This window comes from Candidatus Amarobacter glycogenicus (assembly GCF_016704105.1).
GTDB lineage: Bacteria > Chloroflexota > Dehalococcoidia > Tepidiformales > Tepidiformaceae > Amarobacter > Amarobacter glycogenicus.
The window spans coordinates 221,276-243,131 of sequence record NZ_JADJAT010000001.1; the positions used below are offsets into that span (position 1 = coordinate 221,276).

The window sequence follows — 21,856 nt, forward strand, 5'->3', positions numbered from 1 at the left end:
AACCTCTTGCTTCGTTCTGTCCGATTCTGGGCGAGTTTCGCGATCAGCGCGGTGCTCATCGCGCTCTTTCTGCGGGCGACGCACCCGAGCGAGCTCGCGGACGCCTTCGGAGAAGCCGACTACCGCTGGCTCATTCCAGGGACTGCCGTCCTGTTCGTGGCTATCTGCGCCCGGTGCGTGCGGTGGTCGGTGCTGATGCGCCCGGTAGCGCCGATGAGCCCGCAGCGGCTCTTCCCGTACGCAATCATTGGCTACATGGCAAACAATCTGTTGCCGGCCCGCGCGGGAGAAGTAGTCCGGGCCTTTGTGCTCGGTGACCGCGAGAATGTCTCCAGAATGGGCACCTTCGGCACCATCGCGGTCGAGCGCCTATTCGATGGTTGCACGCTCGTGCTCATGCTCCTCATCGCGGGCTCGGTGGTCGGCTTCGAAGACAGCCGCCTCCGGGCAATCGCCTGGGTATCGACGGCGTTCTTTGTCGCCGCGCTCGTCGCGTTCTATGTGCTCACGCTGGATGAAGAGCGCGCGAAGCGGGTGACTCACTACTTTCTCCGCATTCTTCCAGACCGTTTCGAGCACATCGCCACTGACCTTGCCGACAACCTGGTGTCGAGCCTGCGCTCGGTCCATGACCCGCGTTCGCTCTTTCTCGTCGCACTGTTCAGCGGCCTCGCATGGACAATCGAAGCCGGCGCCTACGCCGTCATCGGCCAGGGATTCGACCTGAACGTGACATTCGCTCACTACTGCCTGCTGCTTTCGGCGGCCAACCTCGCGATCATCATCCCGACGTTCTTCGGTGGCACAGGCCCGTTCGAGTGGGCTGCGAAGCTGGTCCTCGTGGGCGCCGATGTTTCCGACAACGTGGCCGGCGCCTACTCCATCGTCGCCCACGCGGTCATCCTGATCCCGACGACCATCCTCGGTCTCATCCTCCTGTGGAGCTTCGGTGTTTCCTTCCGGCGCATCACTCACGTTGAAACAGAACGGGTGACGCAACGATGAACGTCGGAATTGTGGGTGCCGGCGTGGCTGGATTGGCAGCCGCGAAAGTCCTGAGCGAGCGCGGCCACCAGGTAACTATTTTCGAGGGCCGGCACGAAGTCGGCGGCCAGGTTGTCACGTTCCCGGTGGGCGGAGAACCACTTGAATGCTTCTACCACCACATCTATACGAACGACACGACCGTCGTCCGCTACATCGAAGACCTGGGCCTCAGCGAACACCTCGAGTGGATCAAGCCGAAGAACGCCCACTTTGTGAAACGGCACATGTACCCGTTCGTCACGCCGCTGGACTTGCTGAAGTTCACCGCGATCCCGTTCACGAGCCGCGTCCGCCTCGGCCTGGCGGCTGTCTGGCTTCGGCGCCAGAAGGATGGCGTGGACCGGTACGAAGGCGTCACGGCACGCGCGTGGATGGAACGCGCCGTGGGCAAGAGGGCGTTCGCCGCATTCTGGGGCCCCCTGCTCAAGGGTAAATTCGCCGACCAGGCGGACAACGTCGGCATGGTCTGGCTCTGGAACAAGATCTACCTCCGGTTCGCCAGCAGGAAGGGCTCGGGCAACAGTGAATCGCTGGGCTATCTACACGGTTCGTTCCGGCGCTATTACATGGCTTTGGCCGACGAGCTCACGCGCCGTGGAGTCGAAATCCGGCTCAACACCGACGTCGAGAAGGTCGAAGTCAGTGAGGGCACCGTCACCGGGATCCGCGCAGGGGGGGTGTCCTACCAGTTCGACCAGGTCCTGATGACGACGCCGAACATCATCACCAGCCGCATCTGCGCGGACCTCCCGGACGATTACCGGGCGATCCTGGAGCGCGTGCGATACCAGTGGGCGACATGCCTCATCCTGGCCCTGGACCGCCCGCTGACGCCGTACTACTGGCTCTCCATCGGCGATGACCTCCCGTTCGTTGCCTGCATCGAACACACGAACTTCCTCCCGAAAGAGCGGTATGGCGGCAACCACGTCGTATACCTTTCGAACTACACGGCGCCGGGCCACCCGGTGCTTGAGATGAGCGCGGACGAGGTCTTCCAGTCGTACCTCGAAGGCATCAAGGCGCTGAACCCGAAGTTCGACCCGTCGTGGGTGAAGGACAAGTGGTTCTTTAAGGACCCGGGCGGACAACCAGTCATCACGACGTATTACTCCCGCTCGATTCCAGAGATGCGGACGGGCATTCAGGGGTTGTACCTCTCGAACACCACTCAGGTGTACCCGGAAGACCGTGGACAGAATTACAGCCTGCTCCTGGGCGAACGGGTGGCGGAGATGATGGACGCGGACGCAAGGCACGTGGCGGGGGCCCGGGGAGCGGGGATCTGACCGGGCGTCTCAATGCCTGTTATGCCCTGACGGGACTGACTCCGTCCGTCGACCGGCCGTAGTCCCCGCGCCGATAGCGAACCCTTCCGCTATAGTGTGCTCGATTTCACAAGCGAGGCTCGGTCGATGACCGTTGATCCTGACCTGCGCGAATTGCGCGAATTGGTGGCCGAATTTGAGCCCAACCGCGGGCATGTCTTGCCCGCCCTGCACAAGGTGCAAAACACGTACGGCTACGTGCCGAGGCCCGCTTTCGAGGTCATCGCCCGGCAGTTGAACAGCACGGCCGCGCTGATCTACGGCGCGGCGACGTTCTATTCAGATTTCCGGCTGCACCCGCCAGCTGAGACCGAAGTCGCGTGGTGCTGTGGACCCGCCTGCCGCGTCCTTGGCGGTGACCGCATCCGGGAAGCACTCCAGGAAGAACTCGGCATCGGGTTCCACGAGCAAACGGACGACCACAAGATTGGCCTCCACGTGGGCCAGTGCGTCGGCACCTGCCACGAAGCGCCCCAGATCTGGGTAAATGGCAAGGTGGAAGGCAACCTCACGCCGGAATCGGCCAGGGCGCTGGCGCGCGGCCTCAAAGGCGACGCTGAATGAACACGAAGCTCGAATCCATTATCTCCGCGGCGAAGTCGAGTTGGGCGGCGGAGCAGGCATCCGGCCGCATCCGATTCATGGTCACCCGCGACACGTCATCGCTCGCCCGCGGGGCGGACGAGACGATCGCGAAGCTCAACGCGGCCGTGGCTTCGAAGAAGCTTGTCGCCGATGTCGGGATCACCGGGTCGTGGGGCTTCTGCTGGATGGAGCCCTGTGTCACTGTGCGCTCGGCCGCCGGCACGCACACCATCCTCTACGGAAACGTGACACCGGACCGTGTCGACGAGTTCATCGAGACCATCGCGGCGGGCAAGGACATGCCGGAACTTGCCCTTGGCGTCGTAGAGGGCAACCCGACTACCGACATTCCGCTGTTGAGCGACCACCCGTTCATGCAGGGCCAGGTCCGCCGAGTCATGGCGAACATCGGCAAGATCGACCCCGAGAACATCGATCACTACCTCGCCAACGATGGTTACGCAGGATTCGGCAAGGCGATCGAACTTGATGCTGAGGGCATCGTCAAAGAAGTGCTGGACAGTGGCCTCGGCGGGCGGGCAGGCGGTGGGTTCCCGGCGGGGCGGAAATGGGACTTTCTTCGCAGCGCCACCACATCGCCTCGCTACCTCGTCTGCAACGCCGACGAGGGCGACCCCGGGGCATGGGTGAACCGCATCGTCATGGAAGGTGACCCCCACCTCATCGTGGAAGGCATGCTCATCGCCGCGCTCGCCGGTCATGCAGATGAGGGCTACATCTACGTCCGCTATGAATACCCGCTCGCCTTCGCGCGCATGCAGAAGGCCGTCGAACAGGCCTACGCCCGGGGACTCCTCGGCAAGAATATCCTCGGCACGGGGAAAGACTTCGAGCTCATCGTCTTCCTCGGCGCCGGCGCGTACGTCTGCGGCGAGGAAACGGGGCTGATCAACTCCATCGACGGTTATCGCGGCATGCCTCGCATCAAGCCGCCGTTCCCGGCGCAGGCAGGGCTCTGGAACAAGCCGACGAACGTGAACAACGTCGAGTCCTATGCCAACGCACCGATGATCATGCGCAATGGCGCGCACTGGTGGAGTTCGGTTTCCGACGCCAAGGAAAAGGGGACCAAGATGTTCACCTTTTCCGGTTCGGTGAATTGGGCCGGCTGCGTCGAAGTCCCCTTCGGCGCCACCATCGGTCATGTCATCGATCAATGGTGCGGCGGCATGCGCGAAGGCCGGACGCTCAAGGGCTTCCAGCCCGGGGGGCCGCTCTCTGGCCTCGCCACCGCGAACCGCAGCCTGACGCTAACACTCGATCCCTACCGTGAGCTCGGTATGTTCCTCGGCGGCGGCGGGATCGTTTTCTTCGACCAGCACACCTGCACGGTAGACATGTGCTCGTTCTTCCTGGGCTTCTGCGAGGATGAGAGCTGCGGGCGCTGCACCACCTGCCACGGCGGCACCCAGCGTGCCGTCGAGATCATCCGGCGGATACAGGCTGGCGGCGGACGCGAAGTCGATCTGCAGAATCTGCAGAAACTCGTTGGCACGCTCGTCTGGTCCAATTGCTTCCACGGCCAGTTCGCGATGACGACGATCAAGACGGCAATGAAGGCGTTCGCCGATGAATGGCGGGAGCACATCATCGACAAGCGCTGCCGCGCTGGAGCATGCCGCGACCTGGACAGTGGGATGGTGACCCGGGCGCCTGTCGCTGAGTTGGCACTCGCGGGGAACTAATGGCCCGCGTCCGGCGTCAACTCCCGTGAGATTGGCTCGGGGAGGGCATCGTCCTGGGCGCTGAAACGACACCCTTCAACGTTTTCGGGAGCTACGAGTTCGTCGTGGCACTCGCGGTCACAGTGGCGCTCCGGAGGCACCAGACGCGCGTCGTTGAGATTGATGGGCGCCCCACGCCCTGTGCGACCGCACAGGGGCTCCTCATTCTGAAGCTGTTCGCCCTCCCCTCGCTCTATCGCCAGGGCGAGAACTCGCGCGCCGCTGTGTACGAGGCTGAAATTTCTTCCTTGCTCGGCACCGGGGAGGTCCATACCGAGCGGGCGCTCGCCGCGCTGACCCCGCACATGCTCGCGATGGACATCGACTCGTTGCGAACCACGCTCGCAGACATTCCCGCCCGCGGCGCTCGCTTTAAGTCCGGAATCCAAAATCCGGAATCCAAAATCTAGATCGTGCCCTTGGTGCTCGGGATATCCCCGCCTCGCCGCGGGTCCACACGCACGGCCGCGTCCAGCGCGCGGGCCATGGCCTTGAAGGCGGCTTCGATCTTGTGGTGGTCGTTCACACCTTCGAGAACCCGGACGTGCAAGTTCAGTTTCGCCGCGAAAGCGAACGATTCGAGGAAGTGGTTGAAGAGGTCCGGCGGCAATCCACCGATCTCGCGGCCAAGCAGCTTCAGATCGAGTTTCGCAAAGGGGCGCCCGCTCAGGTCTATCGCACAGAAGGCGAGCGTCTCATCGAGCGGCATGTAGGCTGAACCGGCGCGCACCAGCCCGGCTTTGTCGCCGAGCGCCTGGGCCAAAGCCTCGCCGAGCGCGATACCGATGTCCTCAACGGTGTGGTGCTGGTCGATCCAGAGGTCGCCCTTGCAACGCACGTCCAGGTCGAAGACGCCGTGCTTCGCGATGTGGCTGAGCATGTGGTCGAGGAAGCCCACTCCAGTGTCGGTGACGAACTTGCCGGAGCCATCGAGGTCCAGCGTGATGTCAATGCTGGTCTCGGCAGTGCGGCGCGAAACAGTGGCGGTGCGTGCGGTCATATGGCAGTTATCGGGGATGTTGGGCCTTTGTGTCGAATGATGCGCCCCAGAGGCAGGTGTAAACTGCGGCGATGCGTGTTCTTCTCCTCGGCAACAGCAACGATTCCGGCGAGTGGTTCGAAGGCGGCAAGAAGCGCCACGAGATCGTGCAGGACCGACTGAGTGAGATCTACGACGAGGACGTGGAAGTCATCGCCAGGAGCATCTGGCCGCGAGCCGACCTCGCGGACACCGTCGACGGATGGATCGCGCGCTACGATCCTGACGTCATCTATCTCACCATGCTCGCCTACTGGTTCCAGTACCGTTCGGTACCTTTGCGGGCAAAGCGGCTGTTTGGGCGCTTCGGCGAGGGCGCAGGCAACGCCGGCTTTCGCATCGCCGAAAGCCCGAAGTGGGCTTACAACCCGGTCTTCCGGACGGCGCGGTCGGGCCTGCAGGCCACCATCGGGGGCGACCCGCACTTCACCACGGGGCAGGTCGTGGAACGCCTCTCCGAGGTCATCCGCCGGGCGGCCCGGCACGAGGGCGTAGTCCTGGCGATCCAGGGTGCGGACGGCCGGACGGCCTACTCCAGGTCGAAACGTGGGCGGCGAAAAGACGAGGAGCGCAGACTCGAAGTGCAGAGGGCGATGCGGGACTTCTGCGCGGCCCAGCACATCTGGTACGAAAACTCCGAAACGCCGGCTTGGGCGACCGATCCTGAACTCGCCCGGAATCGGGTTGGCGATGGCCTCCATGCCAACGCACGCTGGCATGCCCATTCGGCGGAACTGATCGTGGGAACGATCCGAAACGCGCTGGAGGATGCGGGACACGCCGAGGGGCGCGGCGGAGACGCGGTGGCAGACCCCGTGCGCTAGATTTCGCGCAGCACCGCCAACAGGCGGTCGGTGTCTTCAGGGCGTCCCGCGCTGATGCGGATGTAGTTCACGAGGTCCGGCCGCTCGTAGTAGCGCACCAGTACACCCTTTGAGCGCAACGCAGCCGCGACATCGACCGCCCTGCGTCCCCCAACTGCGAAGAGGACGAAGTTGGCCTGTGAAGGCAGTGGCGTCAGCCAGCCGAGTTCCGCGCAGAGCCGCGCCATCCGGTCGCGCTCTGCCACGATGCTGGCGATGGTCTCTTTGATCTCCGCGAAGTGCGCCAGCGCCGCGCGGGCTCCAGCATCGGCGGCCACGTTGACGTTGTACGGCTGCTTCAGCGACATCATATGGCTGGCGAGCTCGGGGTCGCTCACGGAATAGCCGACACGCAGGCCCGCGAGGCCAGCCCACTTACTGAACGTCCGCAGCACCACGAGATTCGGGTGGCTCGCGATCATCGAAACGACGGACTCCCCTCCGAACTCGATGTACGCCTCGTCCACCACGACCAGGGTGTCGAGCGCGCAGATCGCCTCCAGTTCCGCACGGTTGACGGGGTTCCCGGTCGGGTTGTTCGGCGAAGTCAGGAAGACGATCCCTGCGCCAGCCTGGACGGCGTGCTTCAGGGCGACGACATCGAGGTCGAAGTTGGGCCGCCGGGGTACTTCAATCGGCTTTGCCCGCGAGATCTTCGCGAGGAACCGGTACATGCCGAAGGTAGGCGTCGGGATGGCGATAGCCTTCGGCATCACGAGGCGAATGAGGATATCCAGCAGGTCATCCGCGCCGGTCCCGGCGACGACGTTCTCCGCCTCGACATCCAGGAAACGCGCGATAGCCTCGCGGAGGGCCTGCTGGCCCGGGTCGGGATAGATGTGGAAGGGCGCCGAGCGGATGGCTTCGAGCACTTCAGGGTGGGGCCCGTAGAGGTTTTCGTTCGCATCGAGCTTCACCAGCCGCTCGACGGGCAAGCCAATCTCCGCCGCGAGCACGTCCAGCGGCTTGACGGGTACGTAGTCCTCGAGGTCTTCGAGGTCCGTGCGGAGCAGTTCCCTGAGTTTCATCGCCAAGCCCTCCGACTCACGGTCTGGCGGGCCATCCGTGAATCGTGAATCGTGAACTATCGCCCCTGGAGGCGCTTTTCAACGGCGTGAGCGTGGCCGGTGAGGCCCTCGGCCCGCGCAATGATGGCGGCGTAGTGGTTGAGTTCCTCCATGTCATCCTCGGGGAGGTTCACAACGGCCATCTTCTTCAGAAAGTCGTGAACCCCCAGCGGGCCACTCCAGCGAGCGCTACCACCCGTGGGCATGGTGTGGCTCGGGCCGGCGGTGTAATCACCGACGGCTTCCGGTGAAGCCTCGCCGAGGAAGAGTCCGCCGGCGTTCTTCACCTTGTGTGCATAGGCGGATGGGTTTTCGATGCAGAGGCAAAGATGCTCGGGGGCATAGAAATTCGCCAGCTCGATCGCATGGTCGATGTCATTCGTGAGGATGCAACCGCCGCGACCATCGAAGGCGGCGCGGGCGATCTTCGCTCGCTCCAGGGTCTTGAGCTGGCGTTCAATCGCGGCGGCGACGTTGTCGGCGAGGTAGTGCGAGGGGGTAAGAAGGATGGGGCTCGCTAGCGCATCGTGCTCAGCCTGTGCGATCAGGTCCGCTGCGACGAACTCGGGGTTGGCGCTCTCGTCGGCGATGATCACGGTCTCGGTCGGTCCGTAAATACTATCGATCCCGACGTCGCCGAAGACCTGGCGCTTGGCGATGGTCACGAACAGGCCGCCCGGACCGGCGATCTTGTCAACGCGCGGAATGCTCTCCGTGCCGTAGGCGAAGGCTGCCACTCCCTGGGCGCCGCCCGCTTTGTAGACGCCGTCCACGCCCGCGATATCCGCTGCGACCAGCTTCACAGGAGGGACAGTGCCATCGGGTAGGACGGGACTCGCCAGGTAGACCTCGTCGACCCCGGCGACACGAGCGGGGATGGCGCACATCAGGACCGTGCTTGGGAGGGGGGCACGGGTCCCGGGGACGTAGATCGCGGCCCGCTGCAGCGGGCGCGTCATCTGGCCAAGGCCATTTTGCTGGAAGTCGAACATCGCACCGCGAAGCTGGGTCTCGTGGTAGCGGCGAACGCGACCGGCGGCGAACTTCAACGCCTCGATCAGTTCCTGGTCGAGGGTGTTGTAGGCGGCGGCGATCTCGTCGCGGCTGACCTTCAGGTCGCCGACGGTCGCGCCGTCGAGCTTCGAGTTGTAATAGCGGACGGCGTTGTCGCCATCGTCACGGACATCACGGATGATGCGGCGCACGACTTCATCCGGGCTGAGTTCCTGCCCGAAGGTGCGGAAGGTCGTCTCCCGCATGTCCATCGGCAGCTCTTCGGTCTCAAGCGGACGGCGCGAGAGCAGAAGTTGCTTGCCCTCTTCAGCGTTGCGGATTATCCGCATCCCAGGTACCTCTCTACTGCCGATCGCGCGGAAGCGGTGGCACGCTGCACGAATGCGTCGATCTCGGCGCTGGTTATGTGCGCGATTGTCTCATCGAGCAGTTCGGGGAGCGAATCGAGGAACGTCCCCAGCGTCTCCCCTTCCTGGAGGCCGGCGTAGCGCAGGTGGTTGGAGATCATGCTTCTCATGCGGTCCCAGTCCATGTGTCTGCTGGCAACATCCGCCGAAACCTGGCGCCAGCGTTCCAGCGTCTCCGCATCGAGAAATCCACACTCGATGCCTTCGACAGCGCCCGCCAGGGCTGCAATCAGTGCGTCCTTCAGCCCCTGGTCGTCCCCGTATTCTCGCTCCAGATCGAATTGGAGGAGCCGATCCATGACATTGGCGCGCATTGCCCCGCCGAGCGCTTCGTGGCGGCCGAAGTACGGCCGGTAGACTCCCGTTATGTACTGCTCGTCCATCACCAGATGGGTGATGTAGCCTGCTGCCCAGGCGCGAGTCTCAGTGTTGAGGCGTTCAGGAGCAGCCAGGCTTCCGTGAGTCCCGAGGAAGGTGGCGACCGAGTCCTGGTGATTGTGTTCGTTGAGGTCGAAGAAGTGCGTGCTCAGGCGATCTTGCCTGGTGATCACGCGGATATCGGGAGAAGTGGAGCCAAGGAGGTAGGCGCCGGAGGTAGCGGGCACATCGGCGAGGCAGAGGTCGAGCGCGATCTGGCGCGCGAGGACCATGTGAAGGGTGATGGGAGGCACCCGCTAATGGTAACGGACGGGGGAGCGTCCGGGCAGCGGCGAGGCGCCGCTGTTGTCGAGAACGCGCCGCAGCCACTACCGTCGTGCCGTGAATTTCGTGAGTCTCGAAGAAATCTTGCCGGAGTTCGAATCACGAGTCAGGCGGATCGTGTACTCGCAGATGGCGACCATGGACGCGGCGGGGCGCCCACGCATTCGAGTCGTCCATATCGTCTGGGACAGGATTACTGGCTATCTCAGTACCGCTCCGGGCGCGCCGAAGCTCACGCACATCGCTAGAAATCCGAACGTTTCGCTTGGGTATTGGGACCCCGCGCAAACGACGGTGACAGTGGACTGCCGCGCAATCGAAGTAACAGATGCCGAGGAGAAGACCGTCGCATACCGCTTGTTTGTCTCGGAACCGGAGCCTTATGGCTTCGACCCAGCATTCTGGGGAGGCACTCCGGACGATCCGGCCTTCGCGCTCATTCGCTTCGAACCGTGGCGGATCGAACTGGCAGGCTACCCAACGCTGTGGAACTGGGAATCGAAGGTGTGGACGGCACAGCCCTGAATCGCCGGTCGGCGTTCCTGGCGAGCTAGATCCGTGCGCTTTCGATGCTTGTCAGGAGGATGCCGCGGCAACCGATGGCCGAGAGTTCGTCCATGATCCGGTGAGCGTCGCGGCGTTTCACCATGGCCTTGACGGAGTACCACCCTTCGCGCTGCAACTGCGTGATCGTCGGCGATTCCAGACCTGGCGTAATCTCGCAGGCTCGCTGGAGGATGTCTCCGGGGGTGTCGTATTCGACCATCATGTAGTCGACCGCGACGAGCTTGCCCTGGATCCGCTGCTTGAGCACGGTGAGCTGGTGATGTGCTTCGCGACCGTGATGCGCGAAGAGCGCCGCATTGGAAAGGAACAGCGGGTCTCCGACGACCCGGAGGCCTGCCTGCTTCAGGGTCGTCCCGGTATCGACCACATCGACGACCGCCTGGGCGATCCCGAGCTGGACGGCGATTTCGACAGCGCCTTCGAGCTCGATGATCTGGAGCTCCCGTGGTGCGAAGAAGGCCCGGACGATACCCGGCAATGAAGTCGCGATTGTCAGGTTCGCGAACTGTTCGAGCGTTTGGACCGGAGAATCGTTCGGTACGGCAGCGCGGAGCTTCGATTGTCCGTAGTTCAGGTCGAGGAGCTTCACGTGCTCGACGCCCTTCTCGGCCACGAAATCCTTTCCGGTAATGCCGCAGTCGAGCATCCCGTTGGCTACGTAGAGCGGGATATCGCCGGGGCGGAGGAAGTAGAACTCGACCTCGTTCTCGGGGTCGATGAAAGAGAGGGCGCTGCCCACCTTGCTCACGCGGTAGCCGCACGAGTTGAGGAGCTCGATGGTCGGCTCGAAGAGCATGCCTTTGTTGGGGAGGGCGACTTTAATCATAGCTCGCGGTACACATCTTCGAGCGAGATGTTCTTCTCCGCCATCATGCAGGCGACGTAGTACAGCACCTGGGAGAGCTCGCCGGTGAGGGCGGCATCGCTTTCGAAGCGGGCCGCCATCCAGCTCTCAGCTGCTTCTTCCACGAGTTTCTTGCCGATGGCGTGCGGCCCTCCGCGAAAAAGTTGGGCGGTGGAGGAGCCGTCCGGCATTTCCCGTTTTCGGCTGACGGCGAGTTCGTACATCTCTTCGAAGGTCACGGGAGCACGATAGCCCAATGTCGTGAACGAATCACGGCCCGGAAGGACTATCGCGGCCGGACGCTAAGGTCTGCGGCGTTGATCGCCTCGACGAGACCGTTGGACCGGCGGACCATCAGCTCCCCATCGTCGCTGATGCTCAACGCGGTCGCTTCGAAGGCTTCTCCTCCTGAAGGGCTGACGGTGACTGCCCGGCCGAGCGTGCAACTCAGCTCGCGGTATTCGCTAATGAGCTCCGGGAGCCTGGCATCGAGAAGCGCCTCGAGTTCGTTGCAGATGTTCGCGAGCACGCGCTCGCGGGGCACCTCGTGGCCGACCTCACGCGCCAGGCTCGTGGCAATCCCACTGAGTTCGGGGTTTTCGGCCGGGTCGCCGTTCACATTGACGCCGATACCGGGGAACCCGAGGCCTCCCGCCTGGGTGAGCTCGGCATCGATGAGCATGCCGCACACCTTGCGTTCGTTGATCCAGATGTCGTTCGGCCACTTCACCCGGGCATCCGCGCCTTCGGCCCGGATCGCCCGGGCTACAGCCAGGGGAAGGACGATCGGCAAGCGCCGATGGACCGCGAGAGGGAGGCGCAGGACGAGGGTGAAGTAGAGGTTTTCCCGGGCCGGGCTATAAAACTGGCGGCCGCGACGGCCACGCCCAGCGGTCTGTTCTTCGGCGATCACCATGGCGCCGTGGGGGGCGCCGCGGGAAGCCCGGTCACGAGCCTCATCCATCGTTGAAGTGATCGACTCGTGATAGCGGACGTCCCTTCCGAGTTCGCGGGTGGAGAGCTGGCGCCGGAAGGAATCGAGGTCGAGGGTGTGGCTGGCGTGCATCCAGTTTGACTCTAGAGGCAGAGGCGGCCGGGCGCCTCACACTTTCGGCGGAATTGGCTCGGCGCGGGGCATAAAAAAGGGCCCTCGGTCAATTTCCCGAGGGCCCCTTCGTAGCTAAGACCGGAATAGTCTTAGGAGGATTGGATGACACCCCACAGGGGCAGCGCCCCTAGGAGGAGGTCACCTCCTGTGCCAGGGTCCGGCCGTAACTACGACTGTGATAGTCCATGCACATCACCTCCTTTCCTGCATGCGAGCATGCGCCTCTTCGGGAAGGGCTGTCAAGAGGGGACAACAGCGACGGCGATCGATGCCGTCGGCTGGCGGGCGCTCACCCCCATCCTCCGTTTGGTGTACGCGCGAAACTTCGGCTCCTATGCGATGGCTTCGACTTCGCCGGCGAACTGGGCGTTGTACAGGTTCGCGTAATGGCCCTCGCGGGCGAGCAATTCAACGTGGTTGCCTTGTTCGACGATCCGGCCGCCGTCCATGACGAGAATTGTCTCGGCATCTCGGATCGTGGAGAGGCGGTGAGCGATCACGAAGCTGGTGCGCTGGGACCGCAAAGCGGCCATCGCATGCTGCACCAGAACCTCGGTACGCGTGTCGACCGAACTCGTCGCCTCGTCGAGGATCAGGATCGGCCGGTCGGCCAGGAAGGCACGAGCGATGGTGATGAGTTGCCGCTCACCCGCACTCACCGAACTGCCGTCATCGTCGAGCCTGGTCTCATAGCCATCCGGCAGCGAATGCACGAAGCGGTCAACGTACGTCGCCCGTGCGGCCTCGAGTATCTGCTCGTCACTCGCGCCCAGGTTTCCGTAGGCGATATTCTCCCGAATCGTGCCGCCGAAGAGCCACGTGTCCTGAAGCACCATGCCAATCTGCGACCGCAGTTCCCGGCGGGGCATGGCGGTGATATCGCGGCCATCGACGGTAATCTGGCCGCCGTCGAGTTCGTAGAAGCGCATGATCAGGTTCACCAACGTCGTCTTGCCCGCTCCCGTCGGCCCGACGATCGCGACCGTCCGGCCCGGTTCGGCCGTCAGTGAAAGGTCGGTAATGAGCGGCCGTTCGGGGTTATACGAGAACGAGACGTGCGAGAACTCCACCCGGCCGGCGGTTTGGCCGACGGGCTCGTATGCCGAGACCTCGGGACTCTGCTCTTCGGCATCGAGGAGTTCGAAGACCCGCTCGGCCGATGCGATGCCGGACTGTAAGAGGTTGACCATCGAGGCCATCCACGACAGCGGCTGGGTGAAGGTCCGCGAATACTGGATGAACGCCTGGACGCCGCCGATCGTCATGCCGCCATTGGCCACACGGATACCGCCGAGTACGGCGATGGCGACGAAGTTCAGGTTTCCCACCATCATCGTCGCCGGCTGAATGATTCCGGAGACGAACTGGGCGCCAAAACTGGCCTCGTAGAGTTCGTCGTTGGTTTCGCGGAAAACGCGTTCGACTTCCCGTTGGCGGCCGAACGCCTTCACGATCGCGTGGCCGGTGAACGTCTCCTCTACCTGGCTGTTGAGCTTTCCAGTGTTCCTCCACTGCGCGATGAAGCGCGTGCGCGAACGCCTGGCGATCGCTCGCATCATGACCATCGTGAGAGGGATCGTCACCAGGGCGACGATCGAGAGCTGCCACGAGATCCAGACCATGATCGCAACGGTGCCGATCAGCGTGAGCGCCTGCGTCAGCAGTTGAGAGAGCGATTGTTGAAGACTCTGGGCAATGTTGTCGATGTCGTTCGTCACGCGACTGAGCAGGTCACCACGCGGTGCGCGATCGATATAGCTCAGCGGCAGTCGGTTGAGCTTGTCTTCGACATCGGCACGAAGGCGGTACATCGTGCGTTGGACAACGCCGGCCAACAGGTACGACATCCCGTATTGCAGTGCCCACGACCCGAGCAGCAACAGGCTCGCGAGGCCAATGATCCGGCCCAATTCGTCGAAATCGATCTCGTTTCCCGTGAAGAGGCCACGCACGATAACGTCCGTGGCGCGCCCGAGGATTTCGGGGAGCACCACGCTCATACAAACGCTGGCAATCGTCATCACGATGGCGACCGCGACCAGGCCGCGCTCCACCCGAAGACGCTGGATCAGTTTTCGCGTCGCTGCGCCGAAGTCCTTCGGCTTTTCGGTGGGCATACCGAACGAGCCCATGCGCATTCCAGGTCCACCTGCTTGCGGCGGCTGCTGGACTGGCGGCTCGGGTTTAGGTGGGGAACTCATGCCGCTGTCCCCTCGCCGACCTGGGACTCCACGATCTCGGCATAGGTTGGGCAGGTCGCGAGCAATTGCTCATGCGTCCCCAGTCCCACCGTCTCGCCGCCTTCGAGAACGAGGATCTGGTCGGCATGCATAATCGTCGAGAATCGCTGAGCGATGATGATGACGGATGCGTCTTTCGTGTACGGCCCCAGAGCGGCCCGCAACCGGGCATCGGTCGCGAGATCGAGCGCAGAGAACGAGTCGTCGAACAGGTACACTTCCGGCTTTCGCACGAGGGCCCGGGCCATCGCCAGTCGCTGGCGCTGGCCACCCGAGACGTTTATGCCACCTTGTGCGATGTTCGCGTCCAGTCCGCCGGGCATCGCCCGGACGAAGTCCGCCGCCTGAGCGACTTCGAGTGCAGTCCAGATTTCTTCGTCCGTGGCATCGGGCTTTCCGTAACGCAGGTTGCTCGCGACTGAGCCGGCAAACAGGTAGGGCTTCTGTGGCACGAGGCCGATGCGTTGCCACAGGATGTCCGGGTCAAGTTGGCGGATGTCCACACCGTCGAACAGCACCGCCCCGGCCGTGACGTCGAACAGGCGAGCCGCGAGGTTTACGAGGCTCGTCTTCCCCGATCCCGTACTCCCGATGATCGCCGTCGTCTGGCCCGGCAACGCCGTGAACGAAATGCCTTCGAGGACGGCGTGTTCCGCGCCCGGGTAGCGAAAGCCAACGTCGCGCAGGTCGAGGCGGCCTTTCGACTCCAGGTCCGTGATGGGTGCGGCGGGCGGCACGACCGACGAGAACGTGTCGAGAACTTCCTGGATGCGTTCAGCGGAGACGGCCGCACGGGGAGCCATCATCGCGACCATGGTCGCCATCATCACCGCCATCATGATCAGCGAGAGGTAGGTGAGGAACGCCACCAGGGAGCCGATGGACATGGCGCCACTGTTGATCCGGTGTCCTCCAAACCAGATGACGGCGATGCTTGATGCATTCACCACCAGCATCATCGTGGGGAACATCAGGGCCATCAGTCGCCCTGCTCTGAGCGAGGTCTGAGTCAGATCCTCGTTCACCGTATGAAAACGTTCGACTTCGACCGGCTCTCGTACGAAGGCTCGCACGACCCGCATCCCGACAATCTGGCCCCGGAGAACGGCATTGATGTTGTCGAGCCGTTCCTGCATGAGCCTGAACTGCGGGACCATCCGCGAGATGATGACGCCCAGGATGACCATCAGGAGGGGCAGGCTTACTGCCAGCAGCCAGGACATGCCCAGGTCCTGCCGCATCGCCATGAACACCCCGAAAACGACGGTCAAAGGCGCGGCCACCACCATCGTGCAGCTCATGAGCACCAGCATCTGGACCTGCTGCACGTCGTTGGTGATTCGAGTGATAAGTGAAGGCGCACCGAAGAGGTTGACCTCCCTGGCAGAGAACTCCGTCACCCGGTGGAAGAGCGCGGCGCGCACGTCTCGTCCGAAACTCATCGCCGCCTTAGAGCCGCAATAGACCGCCGCGACGGAGAACAGCCCCTGAACGGCGGTGACGGCAATCATCGTCGCCCCGATTGACCAGATGTGCCCGGTGTCTCCGCGCAAGACACCTTTATCGATGATGTCCGCGTTGAGCGACGGCAGGAGCAACGACGCAGAGGCCTGGATCGCCTGGAAAACGAGGACCGCGAGGAGCCATCGGCGGTAGGGCCGGAGGTGCGAACGCAGGAGTCTCAACATAGAGCGCTATCCTACGAGAGCGCGTGGGACTTCGGAACAAACCGCCCGCACGAATTGGCATTCGCGTTCGCGCCGACGGGCCAGGCCGGACCCCCGCGAGATTGCCAGGCCGAGGGTCGCAAACGACCCGAATTCGCTTTCAGCTTCCGTCAAGGCCGAATCTCGCCTACCCTGAATCGGTTGCGTTTCTCAGGCGGCGCCCGGTCCTTCCCCGGAAGGGCAAATCTATGACGCCGCACGTTGGAGGACCCCCTGGTTACCCCTGTCAGCATGAAGCAGTTACTGGAGGCCGGCGTCCATTTCGGCCACCAGACCCGCCGTTGGAACCCGAAGATGCGCCAGTTCATCTTCACCGAGCGCAACGGCATCCATATCATCGACCTGCAGCAGACCGTCACCCGGCTCGATAGCGCGATCACGTTCATCCGCGACGTGGTTGCGAACGGGTCCGATGTGCTCGTCATCGGCACGAAGAAGCAGGCTCGCGAGACCGTGGAGTTGGAGGCGGGCCGGGCGAACCTCCCGTTCGTCAACAACCGCTGGCTCGGCGGGACGCTCACGAACTTCCGGACCATCCAGAGCCGGATCAAGCATCTCCAGACGCTCGAGACTTCGATGGAGCGCGGCGACTACTCGCGCCTCACCAAGAAGGAACAGCTCGATATCTCGAACGAGATCGAGCGCATGAACCGCTACTTCGGCGGCATCAAGCAGATGGATCGGCTCCCGGCGGCAGTGTTCATCATCGACACGGTGAAGGAAGCCATCGCCGTCGCGGAATGCAAGCGCCTGAACATCCCGATCGTGTCTCTCGTCGACACGAACTGCGACCCGGACCCGGTCGCCTATCCGATCCCGAGCAACGACGACGCGATCCGCGCAATCAAGCTCATCCTCGGCAAAGTCGCCGATGCTGCCATCGAAGGCCGTGCAGCGAAGGAATCCGGCGCGGGCGCGGGCACCGGAGTAGCCGTTGAAGACTTCGTCCGGGCCGCGCAGGCCGGCGTCGATGCAGGGACGTTCTCGGCAGCGCCCGAAGACGCAGCCGCGGAAGAAGCGGCGCCCACTGTCACGACCATTTCGGCAACGGCCCAGGCCGCTGCTGTCGCCACACCTTCGGAGCCGGCCCCGGCCCCTTCCGAAGCACCCGCTCAGGAGTAGCCGAGTCTCGTGGAAATCACAACCGCAATGATCAAAGAGCTGCGCGAGGCGACTGGCGCAGGAGTGATGGATGCCAAGCGGGCACTGGAAGAGGCCGCCGGCGACATGGCAAAGGCCAAGGGCATCCTCCGCGAAAAAGGCATGGCCGCCGCGGCCAAGCGCTCCGACCGCGAGACCTCCAACGGTGTCGTTGAGGCCTACATCCACGCCGGCGGCCGCATCGGCGTGCTGGTGGAGGTGAACTGCGAGACCGACTTCGTGGCGAACACCGAAGACTTCCGAGGGCTCGCCCGGAGCGTTGCGATGCAGATCGCCGCGATGAGCCCCGCCGTGATTTCGAAGGATGACCCGGAGCGCGAGAAGCACGAAGGGACGGACGCCGAGGTTTGCCTCCTCAGCCAGCCCTTCATCCGCGACTCCTCGCGGACTATCGAGGCCCTGGTACAGGACGCCGTCGCGAAGACGGGCGAGAACATCCGCATCCGGCGTTTCACCCGCTTCGAGCTGGGCCGATAACGCGCTGTGGCAACGAGCGCGATGCCACGCTACAAGAGAGCACTGGTGAAGCTGAGTGGCGAGGCCCTGATGGGGTCTCGCCAGTTCGGCATTGACCCGGAGACCCTGAACGACGTCGCCCGCCAGATTACACAGGCCCACGATGAAGGCATCCAGGTGGCCGTTTCGGTGGGTGGCGGGAACTTCTGGCGCGGCGCCACCGTTGCAGAAACAGGAATGGACCGCGCAACCGCTGACTACGCAGGAATGCTGGGGACGATCATGAACGCCCTCGCGCTCCAGGACGCACTGGAGAAAGCGGGGGCGACGGTCCGGACGCAGACGGCACTGCCGATCTCCCAGGTCGCCGAGCCCTACATCCGCCGCAGGGCTATCCGCCACCTGGAGAAGGGACGCGTCGTCATTTTCGCGGCCGGCACCGGCAACCCGTTCATGACGACGGACACGGCGGGAGCCCTGCGCGCCATCGAGACCGACTGCGAAATCCTCTTGATGGCGAAGAACGGAGTCGACGGCGTGTACGATGCCGACCCCGCGAAGGTACCCACGGCGAAGAAATACGATCAGCTGACACACATCGAAGCCATCCAGCAGCGGCTGGCGGTGATGGATATCACGGCGCTTTCGATGTGCATGGAACACCATCTCCCGATCCTCGTGTTCGATGTTGCAGCGCCCGACGCGGTGTTCCACGCGCTCCGGGGAGATAGAATTGGAACGATCGTTACTGCCAGCCCGGAGGCGAGTGCCGCCGGTGGCTCCTGACGCAGGGAGGGACTTCCATGGCTGATCCGGACGAGATTCTCCTCACCGCCGACGAAAAGATGGACTCCGCGATCGAGGCTTTTCGCCGCGAATTGAACGGCATCCGGACCGGCCGTGCCCATCCGAGCCTGATCGAGACGCTGTCTGTGGACTACTACGGGGCGATGACGCCGCTTAAGCAGTTGGGGTCGATCAACGCGCCCGAATCACGGCTCCTCACCATCCAGGTCTGGGACCGCGGCGCGGTTTCGGCTATCCAAAAGGCGATCCAGGCCTCCGACCTGGGGCTGAACCCGGCAATCGACGGCCAGACGATGCGCCTTCCGATCCCGGCTCTCACCGAACAGCGGCGCAAGGAGCTGGTGAAGCTCCTCCACAACAAGACCGAAGACGCCCGCGTCGCGGTGCGAAACGTGCGCCGGCACTCCCACGACGAGCTGCGCAAGGCGGAAAAGGACGGCGACGTTTCCCAGGACGACCTGAAACGCAGCGAAGAAGAGCTCCAGAAGATCACGGACCGGCACGTCGCGAACATCGACAACGAGTCGAAGAAGAAAGAGTCGGAGCTGCTTGAAGTCTGAGACAGCCTCCGTCCCGGCCGGCGAAGCGGCCGACTTCCTCGGCGACTTGATCTCGCCGATCTCGGGCGGACGCGTGCCGCGCCACGTCGCGGTGATCATGGATGGGAACGGCCGGTGGGCTACTCAGCGAGGACTCCCGCGGGCGGCCGGGCACCGCGCAGGCACGGAGAATATCCGGCGAGTCATCGAGCGGTTCGCGGATCACGGTGTCCAGCACCTGACGCTTTACGCCTTCAGCACCGAGAACTGGAACCGCCCGCAGCGAGAAGTTCGCATGCTCATCCGGTTGCTGCGGTACTTCATCAAGCGGGAGCTAAACAACCTCCACAAGAACGGCATCCGCCTGCGCATGCTGGGCCACCTCGAAACACTCCCGGACTGGCTCCAGAAGCAGGTCGAAGAGGCCATCGCGCTGACTTCGGAGAATAGCCGGATGACCCTGAACATCTGCTTCAGCTACGGAGGGCGGGACGACATCCTGATGGCCGTCCAGTCCATCGTCCGGGCCGAATTGGGCGCCTCCGAAATCACTGAAGAGACGATCTCCGCCCACCTTTCGACCTCCGGGGCGCCCGATCCTGACCTGCTCATCCGCACGGGCGGCGACATGCGCATCTCGAACTTCCTGCTCTGGCAGGCTGCCTACGCGGAGCTCTACTTCACCGATACCTTCTGGCCAGACTTCGGTCGCGAAGATACGGACATCGCCCTGGCAGAGTACGGCCGCCGCAAGCGCAAGTTCGGCGCGCTCCTGCCGGAGGATCTCGAGGCTTTCGGCAGTCCCTAAAGGCAAACGTCTCACCGTGTGACTCCATCCCGTTGTCATCCTCGGCATTTCCCGGTCTAATCCTCCTTCCCGGAGGTTCGCTATGCCGCTCGAATTCGCCAACGCGCTTATCTACACCGTCCAGGCCGGAGACACGCTAACCGCCATCGCGAACGCTCACGGCGTGTCGCTTGATGCGCTGGTCGCCGCGAACGCCGGGATCGTTGGTGACCCTTCGCTCATCCAGCCGGGCTGGGAGCTCGTGATCCCGGGCGAGCTCGGCGGTACTCGCCGGGGCGCCGCTCCCGCTGGGACGGGTGTCGCCGCGTATACCGTCGAAGCCGGAGATAGCCTTGCCGGGCTCGCGGGGCGCTGGGGCACGACCGTCGAGTCCATCGCCGAACTGAACGGCATCACGAATCCGAGCCTCATCTTCGTGGGCCAGCGCATCCGGCGCCCAGGCGATGCGGCTGTTCCCCACGCGACCGTCGCCGTCGCCGCCCAGCCGGAAGCGGACGTTCGCGGCCGGCTGGAGTTCGTCCGCTGGCCGCTGGATGTGCCGCCGGCCGTCGTCACGGGTGGCTATCGGCAAGATTATGGCAACTACCTTCACCGCGGCATCGACCTCGGCGGTGTGCCGGTGGGGACACCCGTTTTCGCCCCGGCGGCGGGGATCATTGCTGTCCATCGCCCAGGAGATGGCTGGGGCAACGGGAGCTTCGGTGTCAACGTGGTCATCGACCATCCCGGGACACCGTGGTGGTCGATCTATGCCCACATGCTTGAGACCACCCGCACGACCGGCGAGTCTGTGGCCGCCGGTGACATCATTGGCGCCGTGGGGTTCACCGGATTCGTCGTCCCGGAGGGCCCGGCCGGCGCCCACCTCCACTGGCAGTTGAGCGCTCACAGCGGGTTCCCACAGGGGTTCGAGTACATCGCCAACCCGCTGGATTTCCTCGCGACCTGAGGACACGGCCTTTGGCCTTCGGTCGTTGGCGCTTACGCTTCGTCTGTGTCCAATCTCCAGCTTCGCCTGCTGACTGCCGCCGCCGGGCTGCCGCTGATCCTGGCGGTTGCCTGGATCGGCGGATGGACTTTCGCCCTGGTACTCGCCGGTGTCGGGCTCCTGGCAGCGATGGAGTTCGTCCACGGCTGGCTGATCCCATCGATGCCGATACGGCAGGTCCTCCCGCAATTGCCGACCTTCATCATCGCTCCCGCGGTGGTGGCGGCCGCCCATGTCGAACCTCGCTGGGTATTGGGCGGGTTCGTGTTTGCCGGGCTTTTCGGGCTCCTCGGCTATCTGCCCACGAACGCAATCGGCCCGCGAAAACCGTACCGCGTCTACTGCTGGTGCGTGCTCTACCTGGGCATCCTACAGGCCAGCTTCGGCCTCGTCCGGAACGTCGAACAGGGCCGGGAGTGGTTCTTCCTTGGCCTCCTTTCCACCTTCGCCGTCGATACCGGTGCGTATGCGGTCGGACGGCTGATTGGGCGGCACAAGATGGCGCCGAAGATCAGCCCGAAAAAGACGTGGGAGGGCGCCGCCGGAGGCATCATCGCGGGTATCGCTGCGGTGTTCGCGTTGAATTCGCTCTTCGAGACGGGTGTGGCGGCGAGCACGATCTGGCACTTCGCCATCGCGGTGCCGCCCGCAGCTATCATCGGTGACCTCGTGGAGAGCTGGATGAAACGGCGGATGGGCGTGAAGGATGCCTCCGGGCTGCTGCCGGGACACGGCGGGTTCATGGATCGACTGGATTCTCTTCTCTTCGTCTTTCCGGTGCTGTACGTCTTTCTCGAGCTTCGTGTGCTCTAAT

At 63.7% G+C, this 21,856-nt stretch carries 23 protein-coding genes; 14 read left to right on the forward strand and 9 right to left on the reverse strand.

All coding sequences use genetic code 11. The features are described from left to right. Positions 1-6: 6 nt before the first annotated feature. The 5 genes from IPG14_RS01140 (at position 7) to IPG14_RS01160 (ending at position 5,115) form a co-directional block, all read left to right on the forward strand. Positions 7-1,005 (forward strand): lysylphosphatidylglycerol synthase transmembrane domain-containing protein, encoded by a 999-nt coding sequence (locus tag IPG14_RS01140; protein WP_343390644.1) that lies wholly within the window; start codon positions 7-9, stop codon positions 1,003-1,005. Continuing rightward, positions 1,002-2,336: an NAD(P)/FAD-dependent oxidoreductase gene (locus tag IPG14_RS01145; RefSeq protein WP_343390645.1), complete on the forward strand. Its 1,335-nt coding sequence runs from the start codon at positions 1,002-1,004 to the stop codon at positions 2,334-2,336. The genes IPG14_RS01140 and IPG14_RS01145 overlap by 4 nt, the downstream gene beginning before the upstream one ends. Before the next feature lie 126 nt (positions 2,337-2,462). After that, positions 2,463-2,939, forward strand: a complete 477-nt coding sequence (locus IPG14_RS01150; RefSeq protein ID WP_343390646.1) for an NAD(P)H-dependent oxidoreductase subunit E — start codon at positions 2,463-2,465, stop codon at positions 2,937-2,939. Then, positions 2,936-4,666: an NADH-ubiquinone oxidoreductase-F iron-sulfur binding region domain-containing protein gene (locus tag IPG14_RS01155; RefSeq protein WP_343384696.1), complete on the forward strand. Its 1,731-nt coding sequence runs from the start codon at positions 2,936-2,938 to the stop codon at positions 4,664-4,666. Before IPG14_RS01150 ends, IPG14_RS01155 begins: the two co-directional genes overlap by 4 nt. A 104-nt stretch (positions 4,667-4,770) precedes the next feature. Then, positions 4,771-5,115: a hypothetical protein gene (locus tag IPG14_RS01160; RefSeq protein WP_343390647.1), complete on the forward strand. Its 345-nt coding sequence runs from the start codon at positions 4,771-4,773 to the stop codon at positions 5,113-5,115. Here IPG14_RS01160 and hisB read toward each other — a convergent pair. Further along, positions 5,112-5,705 carry an imidazoleglycerol-phosphate dehydratase HisB gene (gene hisB, locus IPG14_RS01165; protein WP_343390648.1) on the reverse strand — a complete coding sequence of 198 codons (594 nt, stop codon included), beginning with the start codon at positions 5,703-5,705 and terminating at the stop codon, positions 5,112-5,114. The two genes, IPG14_RS01160 and hisB, sit on opposite strands and share 4 nt — an antisense overlap. 71 nt (positions 5,706-5,776) lie before the next feature. Here hisB and IPG14_RS01170 point away from each other — a divergent pair, with 71 nt between their 5' ends. Next, positions 5,777-6,568 carry a hypothetical protein gene (locus IPG14_RS01170; protein WP_343390649.1) on the forward strand — a complete coding sequence of 264 codons (792 nt, stop codon included), beginning with the start codon at positions 5,777-5,779 and terminating at the stop codon, positions 6,566-6,568. On the opposite strand, the gene hisC is transcribed toward IPG14_RS01170, so the two are convergent. The 3 genes from hisC to IPG14_RS01185 are packed head-to-tail and all read right to left on the reverse strand — an operon-like array spanning position 6,565 to position 9,766. Then, on the reverse strand, positions 6,565-7,635 hold the full coding sequence (gene hisC / locus IPG14_RS01175; RefSeq protein WP_343390650.1) for a histidinol-phosphate transaminase: 1,071 nt from the start codon (positions 7,633-7,635) through the stop codon (positions 6,565-6,567). The two genes, IPG14_RS01170 and hisC, sit on opposite strands and share 4 nt — an antisense overlap. Positions 7,636-7,691: 56 nt before the next feature. Then, positions 7,692-9,017 carry a histidinol dehydrogenase gene (hisD, locus tag IPG14_RS01180; RefSeq protein WP_343384700.1) on the reverse strand — a complete coding sequence of 442 codons (1,326 nt, stop codon included), beginning with the start codon at positions 9,015-9,017 and terminating at the stop codon, positions 7,692-7,694. Then, positions 9,008-9,766, reverse strand: coding sequence for a zinc dependent phospholipase C family protein (locus IPG14_RS01185; RefSeq protein WP_343384701.1), 759 nt, complete (start codon positions 9,764-9,766; stop codon positions 9,008-9,010). The genes hisD and IPG14_RS01185 overlap by 10 nt, the downstream gene beginning before the upstream one ends. Before the next feature lie 88 nt (positions 9,767-9,854). Between IPG14_RS01185 and IPG14_RS01190 the strand changes: the two genes are divergently transcribed. Further along, on the forward strand, positions 9,855-10,322 hold the full coding sequence (locus tag IPG14_RS01190) for a pyridoxamine 5'-phosphate oxidase family protein (RefSeq protein WP_343390651.1): 468 nt from the start codon (positions 9,855-9,857) through the stop codon (positions 10,320-10,322). Positions 10,323-10,347: 25 nt separating this feature from the next. Here IPG14_RS01190 and hisG read toward each other — a convergent pair whose 3' ends face one another. The 5 genes from hisG to IPG14_RS01215 form a co-directional block, all read right to left on the reverse strand. Further along, positions 10,348-11,190, reverse strand: a complete 843-nt coding sequence (gene hisG, locus IPG14_RS01195; protein WP_343390652.1) for an ATP phosphoribosyltransferase — start codon at positions 11,188-11,190, stop codon at positions 10,348-10,350. Continuing rightward, a complete protein-coding gene (gene hisE, locus IPG14_RS01200) occupies positions 11,187-11,447 on the reverse strand; it encodes a phosphoribosyl-ATP diphosphatase (RefSeq protein ID WP_343390653.1) in 261 nt (86 codons plus the stop codon). Before hisE ends, hisG begins: the two co-directional genes overlap by 4 nt. A gap of 47 nt (positions 11,448-11,494) precedes the next feature. Next, positions 11,495-12,274 (reverse strand): biotin--[acetyl-CoA-carboxylase] ligase, encoded by a 780-nt coding sequence (locus tag IPG14_RS01205; protein WP_343390654.1) that lies wholly within the window; start codon positions 12,272-12,274, stop codon positions 11,495-11,497. Positions 12,275-12,648: 374 nt separating this feature from the next. Further along, positions 12,649-14,454, reverse strand: a complete 1,806-nt coding sequence (locus IPG14_RS01210) for an ABC transporter ATP-binding protein (protein WP_343385230.1) — start codon at positions 14,452-14,454, stop codon at positions 12,649-12,651. Between the two features lie 59 nt (positions 14,455-14,513). Then, complete coding sequence (locus IPG14_RS01215) at positions 14,514-16,244, reverse strand: ABC transporter ATP-binding protein (RefSeq protein WP_343384706.1); 1,731 nt, start codon at positions 16,242-16,244, stop codon at positions 14,514-14,516. Positions 16,245-16,514: 270 nt separating this feature from the next. Between IPG14_RS01215 and rpsB the strand changes: the two genes are divergently transcribed. The 7 genes from rpsB (at position 16,515) to IPG14_RS01250 (ending at position 21,855) form a co-directional block, all read left to right on the forward strand. Further along, the gene (rpsB, locus tag IPG14_RS01220; RefSeq protein WP_343384707.1) at positions 16,515-17,405 is read left to right on the forward strand and encodes a 30S ribosomal protein S2; all 891 of its coding nucleotides are present in this window, start codon (positions 16,515-16,517) and stop codon (positions 17,403-17,405) included. Between the two features lie 9 nt (positions 17,406-17,414). After that, positions 17,415-17,921 (forward strand): translation elongation factor Ts, encoded by a 507-nt coding sequence (gene tsf, locus IPG14_RS01225; protein ID WP_343384708.1) that lies wholly within the window; start codon positions 17,415-17,417, stop codon positions 17,919-17,921. A gap of 21 nt (positions 17,922-17,942) precedes the next feature. Continuing rightward, on the forward strand, positions 17,943-18,686 hold the full coding sequence (pyrH, locus tag IPG14_RS01230) for a UMP kinase (RefSeq protein WP_343384709.1): 744 nt from the start codon (positions 17,943-17,945) through the stop codon (positions 18,684-18,686). 17 nt (positions 18,687-18,703) lie between these two features. Beyond that, the gene (gene frr, locus IPG14_RS01235; protein ID WP_343389980.1) at positions 18,704-19,267 is read left to right on the forward strand and encodes a ribosome recycling factor; all 564 of its coding nucleotides are present in this window, start codon (positions 18,704-18,706) and stop codon (positions 19,265-19,267) included. Continuing rightward, positions 19,257-20,054, forward strand: a complete 798-nt coding sequence (gene uppS / locus IPG14_RS01240; RefSeq protein ID WP_343384711.1) for a polyprenyl diphosphate synthase — start codon at positions 19,257-19,259, stop codon at positions 20,052-20,054. The genes frr and uppS overlap by 11 nt, the downstream gene beginning before the upstream one ends. A gap of 82 nt (positions 20,055-20,136) precedes the next feature. Next, positions 20,137-21,003, forward strand: a complete 867-nt coding sequence (locus IPG14_RS01245; RefSeq protein ID WP_343390655.1) for a M23 family metallopeptidase — start codon at positions 20,137-20,139, stop codon at positions 21,001-21,003. Between the two features lie 45 nt (positions 21,004-21,048). Beyond that, on the forward strand, positions 21,049-21,855 hold the full coding sequence (locus tag IPG14_RS01250) for a phosphatidate cytidylyltransferase (RefSeq protein WP_343390656.1): 807 nt from the start codon (positions 21,049-21,051) through the stop codon (positions 21,853-21,855). The last annotated feature ends 1 nt before the right edge of the window (position 21,856 follow it).

Excerpts from the sequence above, each read along its gene's own strand:
- IPG14_RS01145 (WP_343390645.1), top strand. The coding sequence starts at position 1,002 with ATGAACGTCGGAATTGTGGGTGCCGGCGTGGCTGGATTGGCAGCCGCG.
- IPG14_RS01150 (WP_343390646.1), top strand. The coding sequence starts at position 2,463 with ATGACCGTTGATCCTGACCTGCGCGAATTGCGCGAATTGGTGGCCGAA.
- IPG14_RS01155 (WP_343384696.1), top strand. The coding sequence starts at position 2,936 with ATGAACACGAAGCTCGAATCCATTATCTCCGCGGCGAAGTCGAGTTGG.
- hisB (WP_343390648.1), bottom strand. The coding sequence starts at position 5,705 with ATGACCGCACGCACCGCCACTGTTTCGCGCCGCACTGCCGAGACCAGC.
- IPG14_RS01170 (WP_343390649.1), top strand. The coding sequence starts at position 5,777 with ATGCGTGTTCTTCTCCTCGGCAACAGCAACGATTCCGGCGAGTGGTTC.
- hisC (WP_343390650.1), bottom strand. The coding sequence starts at position 7,635 with ATGAAACTCAGGGAACTGCTCCGCACGGACCTCGAAGACCTCGAGGAC.
- hisD (WP_343384700.1), bottom strand. The coding sequence starts at position 9,017 with ATGCGGATAATCCGCAACGCTGAAGAGGGCAAGCAACTTCTGCTCTCG.
- hisG (WP_343390652.1), bottom strand. The coding sequence starts at position 11,190 with ATGATTAAAGTCGCCCTCCCCAACAAAGGCATGCTCTTCGAGCCGACC.
- IPG14_RS01205 (WP_343390654.1), bottom strand. The coding sequence starts at position 12,274 with ATGCACGCCAGCCACACCCTCGACCTCGATTCCTTCCGGCGCCAGCTC.
- IPG14_RS01210 (WP_343385230.1), bottom strand. The coding sequence starts at position 14,454 with ATGCGCATGGGCTCGTTCGGTATGCCCACCGAAAAGCCGAAGGACTTC.
- IPG14_RS01215 (WP_343384706.1), bottom strand. The coding sequence starts at position 16,244 with ATGTTGAGACTCCTGCGTTCGCACCTCCGGCCCTACCGCCGATGGCTC.
- rpsB (WP_343384707.1), top strand. The coding sequence starts at position 16,515 with ATGAAGCAGTTACTGGAGGCCGGCGTCCATTTCGGCCACCAGACCCGC.
- pyrH (WP_343384709.1), top strand. The coding sequence starts at position 17,943 with ATGCCACGCTACAAGAGAGCACTGGTGAAGCTGAGTGGCGAGGCCCTG.
- frr (WP_343389980.1), top strand. The coding sequence starts at position 18,704 with ATGGCTGATCCGGACGAGATTCTCCTCACCGCCGACGAAAAGATGGAC.
- IPG14_RS01245 (WP_343390655.1), top strand. The coding sequence starts at position 20,137 with ATGCCGCTCGAATTCGCCAACGCGCTTATCTACACCGTCCAGGCCGGA.